Annotated in this window: 11 protein-coding genes; 9 read left to right on the top strand and 2 right to left on the bottom strand. The window is 68.0% G+C overall.

What is annotated here, in order from left to right; genetic code table 11:
* Positions 1 to 106 precede the first annotated feature (106 nt).
* The 4 genes from U6958_RS20025 (at position 107) to U6958_RS20010 (ending at position 4,976) form a co-directional block, all read left to right on the top strand.
* Complete coding sequence (locus U6958_RS20025) at positions 107 to 634, top strand: right-handed parallel beta-helix repeat-containing protein (RefSeq protein WP_074922805.1); 528 nt, start codon at positions 107 to 109, stop codon at positions 632 to 634.
* Positions 635 to 748: 114 nt separating this feature from the next.
* On the top strand, positions 749 to 1,258 hold the full coding sequence (locus U6958_RS20020; protein WP_047327597.1) for a sigma-70 family RNA polymerase sigma factor: 510 nt from the start codon (positions 749 to 751) through the stop codon (positions 1,256 to 1,258).
* A complete protein-coding gene (locus U6958_RS20015; RefSeq protein WP_074922806.1) occupies positions 1,255 to 2,265 on the top strand; it encodes a FecR domain-containing protein in 1,011 nt (336 codons plus the stop codon). Before U6958_RS20020 ends, U6958_RS20015 begins: the two co-directional genes overlap by 4 nt.
* Positions 2,266 to 2,429: 164 nt before the next feature.
* Positions 2,430 to 4,976, top strand: a complete 2,547-nt coding sequence (locus U6958_RS20010; RefSeq protein ID WP_083393625.1) for a TonB-dependent receptor — start codon at positions 2,430 to 2,432, stop codon at positions 4,974 to 4,976.
* 56 nt (positions 4,977 to 5,032) lie between these two features.
* Here U6958_RS20010 and U6958_RS20005 read toward each other — a convergent pair whose 3' ends face one another.
* Positions 5,033 to 5,302 (bottom strand): hypothetical protein, encoded by a 270-nt coding sequence (locus U6958_RS20005; protein WP_074922808.1) that lies wholly within the window; start codon positions 5,300 to 5,302, stop codon positions 5,033 to 5,035.
* A 3-nt stretch (positions 5,303 to 5,305) separates the two neighbouring features.
* A complete protein-coding gene (locus tag U6958_RS20000) occupies positions 5,306 to 5,677 on the bottom strand; it encodes a hypothetical protein (RefSeq protein WP_016450746.1) in 372 nt (123 codons plus the stop codon).
* Between the two features lie 489 nt (positions 5,678 to 6,166).
* Here U6958_RS20000 and U6958_RS19995 point away from each other — a divergent pair, with 489 nt between their 5' ends.
* The 5 genes from U6958_RS19995 (at position 6,167) to U6958_RS19975 (ending at position 12,781) form a co-directional block, all read left to right on the top strand.
* Positions 6,167 to 7,522 (top strand): sigma-70 family RNA polymerase sigma factor, encoded by a 1,356-nt coding sequence (locus tag U6958_RS19995; RefSeq protein WP_074922809.1) that lies wholly within the window; start codon positions 6,167 to 6,169, stop codon positions 7,520 to 7,522.
* Positions 7,523 to 7,654: 132 nt separating this feature from the next.
* Complete coding sequence (locus tag U6958_RS19990) at positions 7,655 to 10,150, top strand: TonB-dependent receptor (protein WP_047473137.1); 2,496 nt, start codon at positions 7,655 to 7,657, stop codon at positions 10,148 to 10,150.
* Positions 10,151 to 10,354: 204 nt separating this feature from the next.
* The gene (locus tag U6958_RS19985; protein ID WP_049801421.1) at positions 10,355 to 10,690 is read left to right on the top strand and encodes a DUF3649 domain-containing protein; all 336 of its coding nucleotides are present in this window, start codon (positions 10,355 to 10,357) and stop codon (positions 10,688 to 10,690) included.
* Between the two features lies 1 nt (position 10,691).
* Complete coding sequence (locus U6958_RS19980; RefSeq protein ID WP_074922882.1) at positions 10,692 to 12,407, top strand: PepSY domain-containing protein; 1,716 nt, start codon at positions 10,692 to 10,694, stop codon at positions 12,405 to 12,407.
* Entirely contained in the window at positions 12,404 to 12,781 is a 378-nt protein-coding gene (locus U6958_RS19975; protein ID WP_074922810.1) for a DUF3325 domain-containing protein, read from the top strand. The genes U6958_RS19980 and U6958_RS19975 overlap by 4 nt, the downstream gene beginning before the upstream one ends.
* Positions 12,782 to 12,805: the final 24 nt, after the last annotated feature.

Genomic DNA, 12,805 nt, shown 5'->3' with positions numbered 1-12,805 from the left:
ATTATGTTTTCTAAAGGTTCATAATGGAAAGATTGAAACACCTGGAAGATTGGGAATAAGTGTAGAAATGGTTTCTGGAGATTCAAATATTAGGGAAAGAATAGAAATGATGAAGGAAGATATTTCAATAATTATTAAAACAAATTGGAATAGCGAGAACCAGAACTTCAACGAAATCCCCTGGGATTACACCCCACCCACCTTCTACACCGCAGAAAACCTCCAAATCAAATCCGGCGGCCGCGCCATCATCATGGCGGGCTCCGACAACGTGGTGCGCAACAACACCATCGAGGTCGATGGCCGCACCGCCGTCTACCTGTACGGCCCGCGCTCGCTGGTGGAGGGCAACACCTTCATCGTGCACATGGACCTGCGCGATAAGGCGCCGCTGCCCGCCATCCTCAAGCTGCGCGATGCCGATGGTTCCATCATCCGCAACAACCGCTTCATCGTGAAGCGCAGCGGGCTGTTCAGGAAGAAGGAAGAGGAACCCCAGGCCGGCATCAACCTGCTGGAGTCCAGGGACGTAGTGATCGAAGGCAATGTGTTCGAGCAGATCGCCGTGCCGGTGCGCAAGGATGCGGCCAGCACCACGGCTGAGAGCGGCAACACCTCGCAAGGCAGCAGGTGATGGGTGCTGGGTCGGCATCACCGTGGCAACGCAGCGCAGGCCAACCGTTAGAATGCAAATGAGAATTGATCTCATATTTCGGGCCAGCCGCCCACGCATTCCTCCTCCCGCGCCATGCCTGCCGCCGAAACCTCCCTTCACCGCGAAGTCGCCACGCTCTACACCGACCACCACGGCTGGCTGCAGGGCTGGCTGCGCAAGAAGCTGGGCGATGTGCACCAGGCGGCCGATCTGGCGCACGACACCTTTGTGCGCCTGCTGGCGCGCGACGAGCCTGTGCAGGCGCGTGAGCCGCGCGCCTTTCTGACCACGGTGGCGCAGCGCGTGCTGGCCAACCACTACCGGCGCCAGCAACTGGAGCGCGCGTATCTGGAGGCGCTGGCCCAGGCGCCGCAGTCCTTTGCCATCTCGCCCGAGGAGCGCGCGCTGCTGCTGGAGGCGCTGGACGAGATCGACCGCATGCTCGACGGCCTGCCTGCTCCCGTGCGGCGGGCCTTTCTGATGGCCCAGCTGGACGGCATGAAGCAGGCCGACATTGCGCGCGAGCTGGGCCTGTCGCTGACCACCATCAAGCGCTACCTGGTGCAGGCGGGCATGCACTGCTATTTCGCGGTGGATGCATGACGGCGCCGGGAGCCGGCCTGCCGCCCGAGGTAGCGCGCAGCGCCATCGAGTGGTGGCTGAAGCACCAGGAGGGCGGCCTGTCCGATGAGTTGGCCCGCGAATGGCAAGCCTGGCAGGCCTGGCGCGCGGCCGATCCGCTGCACGAGCAGGCTTGGCAGCGCATCACTGCAGTCAACCAGCGGCTGGCTGGGCTGGTGGCGCCGCCGCAGTCACCGATAGCCCGGGCTGCGCTGGCTCCGCGTGGTTCCGCTCGCCGGCGCGTGATCCGGTCCCTGGCCGTTGCGGCCTTTGGTGTCGGCATTGCCTGGCAGCTGGAGCAGCGCCTGCCCTGGCAGGGCTGGGTGGCCGATGCACGCACGGCGCGGGGCGAGCGTCGGCAGATGGCGTTGCCGGACGGCACGCAGATCGTGCTCAACGGCGCCAGCGCGCTGGACATCGAATACGGTCCCCGGCACCGCCGTCTGCGCCTGCTGCAGGGCGAGGTGCTGGTCACCACGGCACAGGACACCGAGCAGCCCGCCCGGCCCTTTGCCGTGCAGACCACTGCGGGCGAGGCGCTGGCCCTGGGGACGCGGTTTTCCGTGCGTGCGCTCGCGGATGGTGATTTCCAGGTGGGTGTGTTCGAGGGTGCCGTGCGCCTGACTCCCCGGCTGGCCGGCCACAGTGTGCTGGTGCTCAGGGCGGGCGAGCAGGCCACGCTGCGGGCCGATGGCGTCTCGCCAGCCACCGCCGTGCATGAGGACAGCACCGCCTGGACCGAGGGCATGCTGGTGGCGCGCGGCATGCCGCTGGCCCGGATGCTGGAGGCGCTGCAGCCGTACAGCGATGCGGCCCTGGCCTGCGAGCCCGAAGTGGCCAACCTGCGCATCTCAGGCACCTATCCGCTGGCCGATGTGCCGCGCGTGCTGGCCGTGATCGGTGCGCTGCCGGGACTGGAGCTGCGCTCCATGACGCGCTGGTGGGGCTGGCGCGAGGTGGTGGTGGGCAAGAAGGCGGCAGGGGTTTGAGGGGGATCTGCGCACTTTTTTGAAGAAATCTGCGCCCGGGGTGGTCTGTTTCGAGAACTCGCGGGACATGGAGGAAGAGGGGGGGCTTGCCATGCCGGGCCCGCCCATCGATTCGTCCATCCATCCATTTGTCCTTTCCTTCCAGGCCCAGTCCTTCGCACACCATGGCATATCCCGCAGCGCCCCGGCGCTTTCCCTGCGCCTTGCGCCCCTCCGTCGTCCCGTCCCGTGGCCTGTTGCTGGCTTTGGCCTGCGCGGGGCTGGGCAGCAACCTGTGGGCGCAGGCGCCTTCGCCTTCCGTCAACACCACGGCCGCCACAGCAGCCACACGCAGCTACCAGATTCCGGCGGGCACGCTGGAGGACGCGCTCAACCGATTCGGGCGCGACTCGGGTTTGCTGCTGTCCTTCACCCAGGACCAGGTCCAGGGCCTGCGCAGCCCGGGGCTGCAGGGCAGCCACACCGCGCAGGCCGGCCTGGCCGCGCTGCTGCAGGGCACGGGGCTGGAGGCGGCGGTGCAGCCGCAAGGCGGCTATGTGCTGCGCCAGCGCGCCGTGCCCGATGCCCGGGCGCCAGACGTTGCCCCGCGCGCGGTGTCGCTGGCCGAGGTGCGCGTGGCCGCGCGTCGCGCCGGTGACGGCACGACCGAAGGCACGGGCTCCTACACCAGCCGCGTGACCAGCATTGCCTCCAAGACGGACCAGTCGTTCCGCGAGATTGCGCAGTCGGTATCGGTGGTCACACGCGAACAGCTCGACGACCAGCGCGTGACCGATGTGACCGAGGCCCTCAAGCTCACGCCCGGCGTGGTCGTGGCCAATACCGTGGGCGACTTCTATTCGCGCGGCTTTCAGATCACCAGCATGCAGATCGACGGCGGCGCGCCGCTGGCTTTGGGCGCCTACACCTATTCGCCGCAGCAGGACATGGCCTTCTACGACCGCGTCGAAGTCATGCGCGGCGCCTCGGGCCTGCTGGGCGGCGTGGGCGATCCGGGCGGCATCATCAACCTGGTGCGCAAGAAGCCGCTGGCCCAGCGGCAGTTCAAGGCCGCGCTGTCGGCCGGCTCCTGGAGCCGGCGCGGCGTGGAGCTCGATGCCAGCGCGCCGCTGGCCGACGACGGCCGCGTGCGCGGCCGCGCCGTGCTGTCCTACCAAAAGGGTGACTCCTACATGGACCTGCGCAGCAGCGAAAAGCCCTCGCTCTACGGCGTGCTGGAGGCGGACCTCACGCCAGACACCCTGCTGACCGTGGGCGGCAGCTACGGAAAGACCCATGAGAACGGCGACTATGCCGGCCTGCCGCGCTTTGCCGATGGCAGCAGCCTGGGCCTGCCGCGCCACACCAACTTCACCCAGCCCTGGGCCTATTACGACTACGAGACCAAGGAGCTGTTCGCCCAGCTCGAGCACAAGTTCGAAAACCGCTGGAAGGCCAAGCTCAACGTCTCGCGCGTGGAGACCGAGCTGGACCGCTTCTGGGTCTACATGGGCGGCGCCATCAACCCGCAGACCCTGGCGGGTGCGGTCTGGCGCGGCGGCCACATCCAGTCCGGCAATACGCAGGAGGTGGTGGACCTGAGCCTGGGCGGTCCCTTCCAGCTCATGGGCCGCACGCATGAATTGCTGCTGGGCGCGGACTGGCAGCGCGTGGAAAGCTTCTGGCAAAGCGCCAATTTCACGGGCAGCGGCACCGTGGCCAGCAATCCGTTTGCTCCCAGCATCTGGACGCCGCCCACGGAAACCTACTTCAACACCCGCTACGGCCCCTGGGGCCAAAAGCAGATGGGCGGCTATGGCGTGCTGCGCCTGCATCCCACGGACAGGCTGCACCTCATCCTGGGTGCGCGCGCCAGCCGCTACGACTTCCAGCAGTCGATCTGGAACCTGGATGCGCAGGGCAACCGCACGCCCTGGTCGAACACGCCGTTCAAGGAACCCACCAAGATCACGCCCTATGGCGGGGTGATCTATGACCTGAACAGCCAGTGGTCGGCCTATGCCAGCTATTCGTCCATCTTCAAGCCGCAGGCGCTGAGCATGGCCGGCCCGGCGCCGGGCACCTCGCTGCCGCCGGTCAAGGGCGCCAGCTACGAGGCCGGCCTCAAGGGCGAGCTGATGGACGGGCGGCTGAACGCCACCTTCAGCCTCTTCAATGTGGAGCGCACGGGCACGGCCGTGGTGGACCCGCGCTACGAGACCAGCAACAGCCGCTGGAGCGGCAACTGCTGCTACCTGGCACAGGGCAAGGTCACCAGCCGGGGCTTCGACATGGAGCTGGGCGGCGAGCTGCAGCCCGGCTGGCAGTTGGCAGCGGGCTACACCTTCAACAACACCCGCGACCGCAGCACCGAAAAGACCTACAGCAGCATCACGCCGCGCCACCTGTTCAAGCTGTCCACGGCCTATACGCTGCCGGGCGAGCTGTCGCGCTGGAAAGTGGGCGGCAGCGCCCAGATCCAGAGCACGCACTACGTCAGCGGCACGGCGCTGTCGGCGGCGGGCACGTCCGTGCCCTTTGACTTCACGCAGGGCGGCTACGCGCTGTGGAATGCCATGGTGCAGTACCGCATCGACCCGCGCTGGACGGTCACGCTGAACATCAACAACCTGCTCGACAAGACCTACTACCAGACCCTGGGCACAACGTTCAGCAACAACCTGTATGGCGCACCGCGCCACGCCATGCTCACGCTGCGCGGCAGCTTCTGAGGACGGCGGCGCAGGCGTTCGGGCCGCCGTTGTGCAGTCAGCGGCCTTGCGGCGGATCACACCACGCGCCGGGCCTCCACCTTCACATGGCCGGCCAGCAGGTCGGCGCTGTCGCGGATGGCGCGCAGCGCATGGGCCAGGGCCTGCTGGCTGTGGTGCTCCTGCGGTGCATGCACTGCCGCCAGGGCCAGTTGCGCCAGGGCCGAGATCTCGGTGCAGTTTTCCTGCACGCTGCTGTGGATCTCGGTGATGGCGCTGGTCAACTGGTGCAGGCTGGGGGGCTGTGTCCTGGGGGTGCCCTTGTCCTTCTCCTTGTCCATGGCCATGCCTCAGCCCTGCGGGCGCACCGGCTCATGGGTGCGGCAGTCGAGCAGTTGCGCCATGGCCTTGGCAGCCGCCTCGGCCGCTTCGGCGCGGCGCATCTCGGCCGCGTCTTCGAATCCGCAGCCCATGGCCTGGGCCTCGGTCCCTGCGTAGTCGGCCAGTGTCTCGGCGCTGTCGCGGATGCTTTGCAGGGCGCGGGCCACCACGTCCATGTGGCGATGGCCCTTGGGCGTCTCCAGCCATGCCAGGGCGAGTTGGGCGATGGAGGAAATCTCTGCACAGCCTTGCTGCACGAGATGGTCCACCTGGGTGAGGGCATTGGACAGCTGCCGGGTGCTGTGGCTGTCCGTGGCGGATTTGGGCTGGGCGGGGTTCATGCCTGGGCCCTCCGTGTGGAAGGGGCGGCGCCAAAAGAGGGCGCGCAGGCGAGTGCCAGAGAAACGGCAGTCATGTTTCCGTGCTCCTTACTGAGACTGAAACCACCGACTCCGCGTTTTGAAGCACGAAACAGGTGGACGGGATGTTCAAAACACACAGCAAGATGTGCGGACGCCCTTACGGGTAGCCCCATCCCGCCCGAAACCGCAGGGGCGTGGACGAGCGTCCACAGCCCGGAATCCAGACGTGACAAGGCCTCGCTTTCGGGGAGGCAGCACCGCTTACTAAATGGGTGTTTTGAAGCACCGGCCCCGGAACAGGGGGCTGGTGCGGATGATAGCGCGTGCGGCGTGCGCAAAGTCGCTTGGCGGCCCGTTGCACCTTGCGATCGCGGCCTTTCAGGGATGGCCCAGGAACCGCTGAAAGAGCCCGGCATGCATTGCTTTTATTGAGAATGATTCTTCTTTGCGCGGTTATGATCCAGCCCCATGGATTTGTCCGCCTCCTTCACCCGCGCTCTGCTTTCCGGCTTTGACCGGGCCTATGCCGACCTGGTGCGTGCCGCCACGCGCAGCACGGGCAGCCGCGAGGAGGCGGGCGACCTGGTGCACGACACCTGGCTGCGGCTGGCGGAACACGCGCGCAGCGCCCCGGCCGAGGCCGCAGACCTGGCCGGGGCCGCGAATCCGGCCCAGATGCCGCGCGACGCCACGGCCTATCTGGCCGTGATGGCCCAGCACATGGCGCTGGATGCGCACCGCCGCCGCCAGCGCCATGCCCGCTACCTGGGCGAGGCGGCAGTCCATGAACAACTGGCGCCCAGCCATGCGCCCGATGTGGCCGACTCCGTCATGTACCGCCAGGCGCTGGCCGTGCTGGAGTCCGCCTTGCACAGCCTGCCCGAGCGCTGCCGGGCCGCCTTCATCGCCCACCGCGTGCAGGGCGAGCGCCAGCCCGAGATTGCCGAGCGCCTGGGCGTCAGCCTCAACACCGTGGAGCGCGACCTGATCCAGGCCAGTGCCTGCATAGAGGATGCGCTGCACCGCTGGCGCGGTACGCGGCCCGGCAGCGCCGTTGCGCGACATGCGGGTCGGCGGCGCAGCCTGGCCGCGCTGCTGGGCGTGGCCGGTTTCGGCCTGGGCGGCAGCCTGGGCTGGCAGCAATGGCGGCACTACCGCGACACGCATGTGCAGTGGCAGGCCGGCTGGTCCAGCCTGCGCGGCCAGCAGGTGCGCCATGGCCTGCCCGATGGCTCCAGCCTGCTGCTGGACGCGCTCAGCAGCGCGCAGGTGGAGTATTTCGCCACGCGGCGCGTGGTGCAGCTGACGCAGGGCGCGGCCTTCTTCGAGGTGGAGCGGGACGAGGACCGGCCCTTCACCGTGCAGGCCGGCGGCGTGCGCGTCACCGTGCTGGGCACGCGCTTCGGCGTGGAACTGGCCACGGGCGCCCAGGGGCAGGAGCGGGTCACGGTGCAGGTGGAGTCGGGGCGTGTGCGCGTGCAATCCGACGCGGATGGCGGGCGCTTCTATGAATTGTCTGCAGGCCAGGGCCTGCGCATTGAAGGCACGGTGGCCACCCAGACCCGGGGCGATGCCGGGCAGGCAGCCTCCTGGCGGCATGGCGAGCTGGTGTTTGCCGATGCCACGCTGGGCGAGGCCCTGGCGCGGCTGTCACGCTATGCGCCGTTCGACCTGCAGGCCACGCCCGAGGCCGCGCGCCTGCCCCTGAGCGGGCGCGTGCGCATCGCCAAGGCCCATGCCTGGGTGCGGGCGCTGCCCCATGCGCTGCCGGTGCAGGTGCGCAGGCAGGCCGATGGCGGCCTGCTGGTGGCCGCGGCGGGCTGAGGCGTGACGGTGGCAAGAGCAACTGCATGCGCACGGCAGCGGGGCGCACATTATTTTTCAGGAGTTTTCCTGGCCAGTCGTCATGGCAGTGATCCCTGTGGGTCCCTTCCATCACTGCCAAGGACGATTTCCATGCATCCGCTTTTCCCTTCTTCGGGCGCCTGCCGCGCCGCCCTCCATCCGCTGGCCCATGCCGTGCTCTGCCTGGGCCTGGCCATGCCGCTGCAGGCGGCGCTGGCCCAGCCGGCCGCACAGACGCTGCGCTTCGACATAGCGGCGCAGCCGCTGGCCAGCGCGCTGGACCAGTTCGCGCGGCAGGCCGGTCTGCAGCTGGTGTTCACGCCCTCGCTGGCCGCCCAGCGGCAGGCGCCGGCCGTACGGGGCGAGCTGCCGCTGCGCCAGGCGCTGGATGATTTGCTGGCCGGCAGCGGCCTGCAGGGCCATGTGCAAGAGGGCACGCTGACCGTGCAGCCCGTCGCCGCCATCGAAAAGACGCTGGCCGAAGTGCGGGTGAGCGCGCGCCGGGCCATCGACGGCACGACCGAGGGCACGGGCTCGTACACCAGCCGCGTGACCAGCATCGCCTCCAAGACGGACCAGTCGTTCCGCGAGATCCCGCAATCGGTGTCGGTGATCACGCGCCAGCAGCTCGACGACCGCCGCATGACCGACATCCGCGACGCGCTGGCCGCCACGCCCGGCATCACCACCAGCCAGATCAATTTCGACTCCACCTATTTCTATTCGCGCGGCTTCCAGATCGACAGCATGCAGATCGACGGCGGCGCGCCGCTGAACATCGCCCAGTACACCTACAGCGTCAACCAGAGCATGGACTTCTACGACCGCGTGGAGGTGATGCGCGGCGCCTCGGGCCTGCTGGGCGGCGTGGGCGATCCGGGCGGCATCATCAACATCGTGCGCAAGAAGCCGCTGGCCGAGCCGCGCTTCGTGGTGCAGCAGTCCATCGGCAGCTGGAACAACTACCAGACCATGGTGGATGCCACGGGGCCGCTGGCCCTCGATGGCCGGGTGCGCGGCCGGGCCGTGCTGTCCTACCAGGACACGGACCAGTTCGTGGACATCAAGCACACGCGCGCTCCCCAGTTCTACGGCGTGGTCGAGGCGGACCTGACGCCAGACACCCTGCTGACCGTGGGCATGAGCCGCAGCAAGATCCGCACGCGCGGCGATGGCGGCGGCGACGTGCCGCGCTACAGCGACGGCAGCGATATCGGCCTGCCGCGCCACACCAGCTTCACCCAGCCCTGGGCCACGGGCCGCAAGGACAACAGCGAGCTGTTCGGCGCGCTGGAGCACCGCTTTTCCGCGCGCTGGAAGGGCAAGCTCAACCTGACCCGCAGCAAGTCCAGCTATGACGGCTCCACGGTGTTCGGCTACGGCGCGCTGGACCCCGCAACCGGCCTGGGCGTGAACTGGAACGGCGGCGGCCACTACCTCTACGAGAACCGGCAGACCGTGCTGGACGCCAGCCTGGCCGGCAGCTTCGACCTGGGCGGGCGCACGCACGAGATCCTGCTGGGCATGGACCGGCAGAAGGTGGAGAGCTTCTGGAACGTGGGCTATTCCACCGATGCCACGGGCGTGGAGCCCATCGATGTCTACAACCCCGGCGCCTGGCGCCCCGCGCCGGCCGGCGAGATCTCGCGCCGCTACAACCCCTGGGGCCAGGACCAGTCGGGCGGCTATGGCGTATTGCGCCTGCATCCGACGGACCGCCTGCATGTGATCGTGGGCGCGCGCTATGCCAAGTACCGCTTCAACCAGGTCTATGAGTCGCTGAATGCGGCGGGCCAGTGGGAATTGGCATCGGGCAGCCGCTTTTCCGAGCCGGCCAAGTTCACGCCGTATGGCGGGGTGATCTATGACCTGAACAACCAATGGTCGGCGTATCTGAGCTATTCCTCGATTCTCAAGCCGCAGGCGCTGTCCAAGTCGGGGCCTCCTCCGGGCAATTCGCTGGACCCGGTCAAGGGCAAGAGCTATGAGGCCGGTTTCAAGGGCGAATTGGCCGATGGCCGGCTCAATGCCACATTCAGCCTTTTCAACGTGGTGCGCACGGGCACGGCGGTGACGGATACGCGCTATCCGAGCAATCACGAGGAATGGTCGGGCAATTGCTGCTTTCTGCCGCAGGGCAAGGTGACCAGCCGCGGCTTTGACGCCGAGATCGGCGGCGAGCTGCGCCCGGGCTGGCAAATCGCGGCCGGCTACACCTACACCACCACGCGCGACAAGACCGAGGATGCGCCCTACAGCAGCATCACGCCGCGCCATCTGCTCAAGCTGTCCACGGCCTATGTGCTGCCGGGCGAGCTGTCGCGCTGGAAGATTGGCGGCAGCGCCCATATCCAGAGCAAGCACCATGTGCGCGATACGCTGTATGACGCCGACTGGAATGAAGTCGGCCGCTACAACTTCACCCAGGGCGGCTATTCGGTCATCAATGCGATGGTGCAGTACCGGATCGATCCGCGCTGGACGGTTTCCCTGAATCTCAACAATATCTTTGACAAGACGTACTACCAGACCGTGGGCTATGCGAGCGGCGGCAATTTCTATGGAAAGCCGCGCAATGCGGTGCTGACGCTGCGCGGCACCTTCTGAGGGCCGGGGCGGGGTCCAGGAGGGCCCACCCCAGTCCGACCCAGGCCACTGGCCGCAATGGCGAAAACCATTGCGGCTGGCCTTTTTTTCGATCTCGTTTGTCATGTATGAGGAGGGCCTTGAGGCCGCCGCATCACGGCATCCGTTTTGGCCCCTTGTTTGCACGCATTCGTGCGTTCCTGTGCTTATCCGAATACCCATTACATGCCCCAATCCCAACCCGCTGATCCTGCAGATATCACCCAGGCCGACAGGCCCGTCCATCCGGGCCTGCTTGTCCTGTCCCGCCTGCTGGCCGCCGTCTTCGGCGGCTATGCGCTGGCCAGCGCGCTGGCGGCCTTCCTGGCCGCTGCGCTGCCCGGCGCGCGTGTCGATGCCGTGATCGCCGGCATGCAGTGGAGCTTTGCGCTGCACGCGCTGGCGGTGATCTGGGCGTTCTCGCCGGTTTCGGCGGGCCGGGTCTGGCTGGGGTTGCTGGTGCCTGCGGCGCTGATGGGCGGCGCCGCGCTGCTGCTGGCGCGCAATGGCGCGGGAGGCTGAGATGGCCAAGGCGCAGATCAGCAAGGTCCCCGGCAGCGGCGCTGCCACGGGCGGTTTCCGCCAGGCCCAGGCCTGGCTGCATACCTGGTGCGGGCTGTGGTTTTCGTGGCTGCTGTTCGCGGTGTTCCTCACGGGTTCGCTGGCCGTGTTCCAGGAAGCCATCACGCACTGGATGACGCCCGAGCACCATGCCGAGGAGGCGGCCGAGGCGGCAGCGCGCGCCGCCGCGCCGGCCGGGCAGGGGGCGGACCTGGGCCAGCGCCTGGCCTGGGGCGCGGCCTATATGCAAAAGCACCACCAGGGCGCGCAGATGTGGGAGATCTGGCCGTCCGACGACAAGGGCGGTGGCGACCTGCGTGTCTACTGGTTCGACGCCAACCGCCAGTACGCCGATGCCGAGCTGGACACCGCCACGGGCGAGGAAATGGGGGCCGGCCACGGCCACGGCGCCGCGCGCGCCACCATGGGCGGCAACCATTTCGTGGACTTCCACTATGAACTGCATGCAGGGCAGGTGGGGCTGTGGGTGATCGGCATTGCCGCCATGGCCATGCTGGTGGCCCTGGTCAGCGGCGTGATCACGCACAAGCGCATCTTCAAGGACTTCTTCACCTTTCGCGCACGCAAGGGCCAGCGCAGCTGGCTGGACGCGCACAACGCCGTGGCGGTGCTGACGCTGCCCTTCCAGTTCATGATTGCCTATACCGGCATCGCCATCTCCAGCCTGAGCTTCATGCCTGTTGGCGTCTGGACGGTCTATGGCACGGACCAGGCCGCCCGCACGGCCTTCATCGCCGACATGAACGAGGCCGGGCCGCCCGCGCTGTCCGGCAAGCCCCTGGCGGTGCCCGATCTGGAGCCCTTTGCACGGCGCGGCCAGGAGCTGATGGGCCAGGCGGTGCGCGCGGTGGTCATCGACCATCCCGGCGATGCCTCGGCACGCATCGGCGTCTACGGCTGGAACAGCGATGACCGTGCGCATCAGCGCCTGAGCCCCAATTCGGGCATGGCCATGTTCTCGGCCGCCACGGGCGAGGTGCTGCAGGTACGCCTGCCCGGCGGTGCCGACGGCGGCGCCCCCTCGCTGGCCCAGGCGGTCATGGGCGGGCTGCACATGGTCAAGTTCGGCGGGCTGGCCATGAAGTGGCTGTACTTCCTGTGCGGCCTGGCGGGCGCGGCCATGATGGCCACGGGCGCCATCCTCTTCATGGTCAAGCGCCGCAGCCGCCACCAGGGCGAGTTCGGCAGCGCCACGGCGCGCGTGTACCGGCTGATCGAGGGCCTGAACGTGGCGGCCATCGCCGGGCTGGGCCTGGGCTGCATCGGCTACCTGTGGGCCAACCGCCTGGTGCCCGTGGGCCTGGCGCACCGCGCTGACTGGGAGCTGGCCGTGTTCTTCGGGCTGTGGGGCCTGGCGCTGGTGCATGCGCTGGCCTGCGCGCCAGCCACGGCCTGGCGCCAGCAGATGGGCCTGCTGGCCATGCTGTGCCTGCTGCTGCCGCTGCTCAACTGGATCACCGTGGGCGAGCCGCTGTCGGCCCACATGCTGGAGGGCGACTGGGAAAGCGCCGGGGTGGAGCTGTTCTGCCTGGCCACGGGGCTGGCGGCCGCCTGGGCCTGGCGCTGGCTGGCGCGGCGCGGCGAGGGTGCCGCCACCAGGCAAAAGGCGGCCAAGGGGCAGGCCGCCGTAGCCGGCCCCTCGGAGGTGCAGGCATGAGCACGTTGCACGCATCCCTGGCCGCACTGGCCCTGGCCTTTGCAGGCATGGCGGCCCTGGCCTTTGCCATGGACCGCCACTACGAACAATTGACCGGCGCGCACGAGCTGCCGGCCCGCCGTGGCCCGCAGTTGCGCGGCCTGGGCACGGCGCTGCTGGCGCTGGCCCTTGTGCCCGTTGTCTCGGGCTGGGGCGGCACGGTGGGCACGGTGGCCTGGCTGGGCTTTGTGTCCGCCGGCGCGCTGATGGCCGTGGCCCTGATCAGCGCCCATGCGCGCTGGGCGGCGCGGCTGGCCTGGTTGGCTGGCGTGCTTGCCGTGGCGGATTTGGCGTGGATTGTTTTCAGTTTCGGCATTACGGGGTTTTTCAGATGAGTTTCCTGCTTTCGTTCCAGTTCG

The sequence above is a fragment of the Delftia lacustris genome (assembly GCF_040267515.1).
GTDB classification, from domain to species: domain Bacteria; phylum Pseudomonadota; class Gammaproteobacteria; order Burkholderiales; family Burkholderiaceae_C; genus Comamonas; species Comamonas tsuruhatensis.
Note: the sequence above shows the minus strand (reverse complement) of the source record. Positions and strands in the feature narration are given on the sequence as shown.

Bases quoted from the DNA above. Each gene is read 5' to 3' on its own strand.
- U6958_RS20025 (WP_074922805.1), top strand. From the start codon at position 107: ATGATGAAGGAAGATATTTCAATAATTATTAAAACAAATTGGAATAGC.
- U6958_RS20020 (WP_047327597.1), top strand. From the start codon at position 749: ATGCCTGCCGCCGAAACCTCCCTTCACCGCGAAGTCGCCACGCTCTAC.
- U6958_RS20015 (WP_074922806.1), top strand. From the start codon at position 1,255: ATGACGGCGCCGGGAGCCGGCCTGCCGCCCGAGGTAGCGCGCAGCGCC.
- U6958_RS20010 (WP_083393625.1), top strand. From the start codon at position 2,430: ATGGCATATCCCGCAGCGCCCCGGCGCTTTCCCTGCGCCTTGCGCCCC.
- U6958_RS20005 (WP_074922808.1), bottom strand. From the start codon at position 5,302: ATGGCCATGGACAAGGAGAAGGACAAGGGCACCCCCAGGACACAGCCC.
- U6958_RS20000 (WP_016450746.1), bottom strand. From the start codon at position 5,677: ATGAACCCCGCCCAGCCCAAATCCGCCACGGACAGCCACAGCACCCGG.
- U6958_RS19995 (WP_074922809.1), top strand. From the start codon at position 6,167: ATGGATTTGTCCGCCTCCTTCACCCGCGCTCTGCTTTCCGGCTTTGAC.
- U6958_RS19990 (WP_047473137.1), top strand. From the start codon at position 7,655: ATGCATCCGCTTTTCCCTTCTTCGGGCGCCTGCCGCGCCGCCCTCCAT.
- U6958_RS19985 (WP_049801421.1), top strand. From the start codon at position 10,355: ATGCCCCAATCCCAACCCGCTGATCCTGCAGATATCACCCAGGCCGAC.
- U6958_RS19980 (WP_074922882.1), top strand. From the start codon at position 10,692: ATGGCCAAGGCGCAGATCAGCAAGGTCCCCGGCAGCGGCGCTGCCACG.
- U6958_RS19975 (WP_074922810.1), top strand. From the start codon at position 12,404: ATGAGCACGTTGCACGCATCCCTGGCCGCACTGGCCCTGGCCTTTGCA.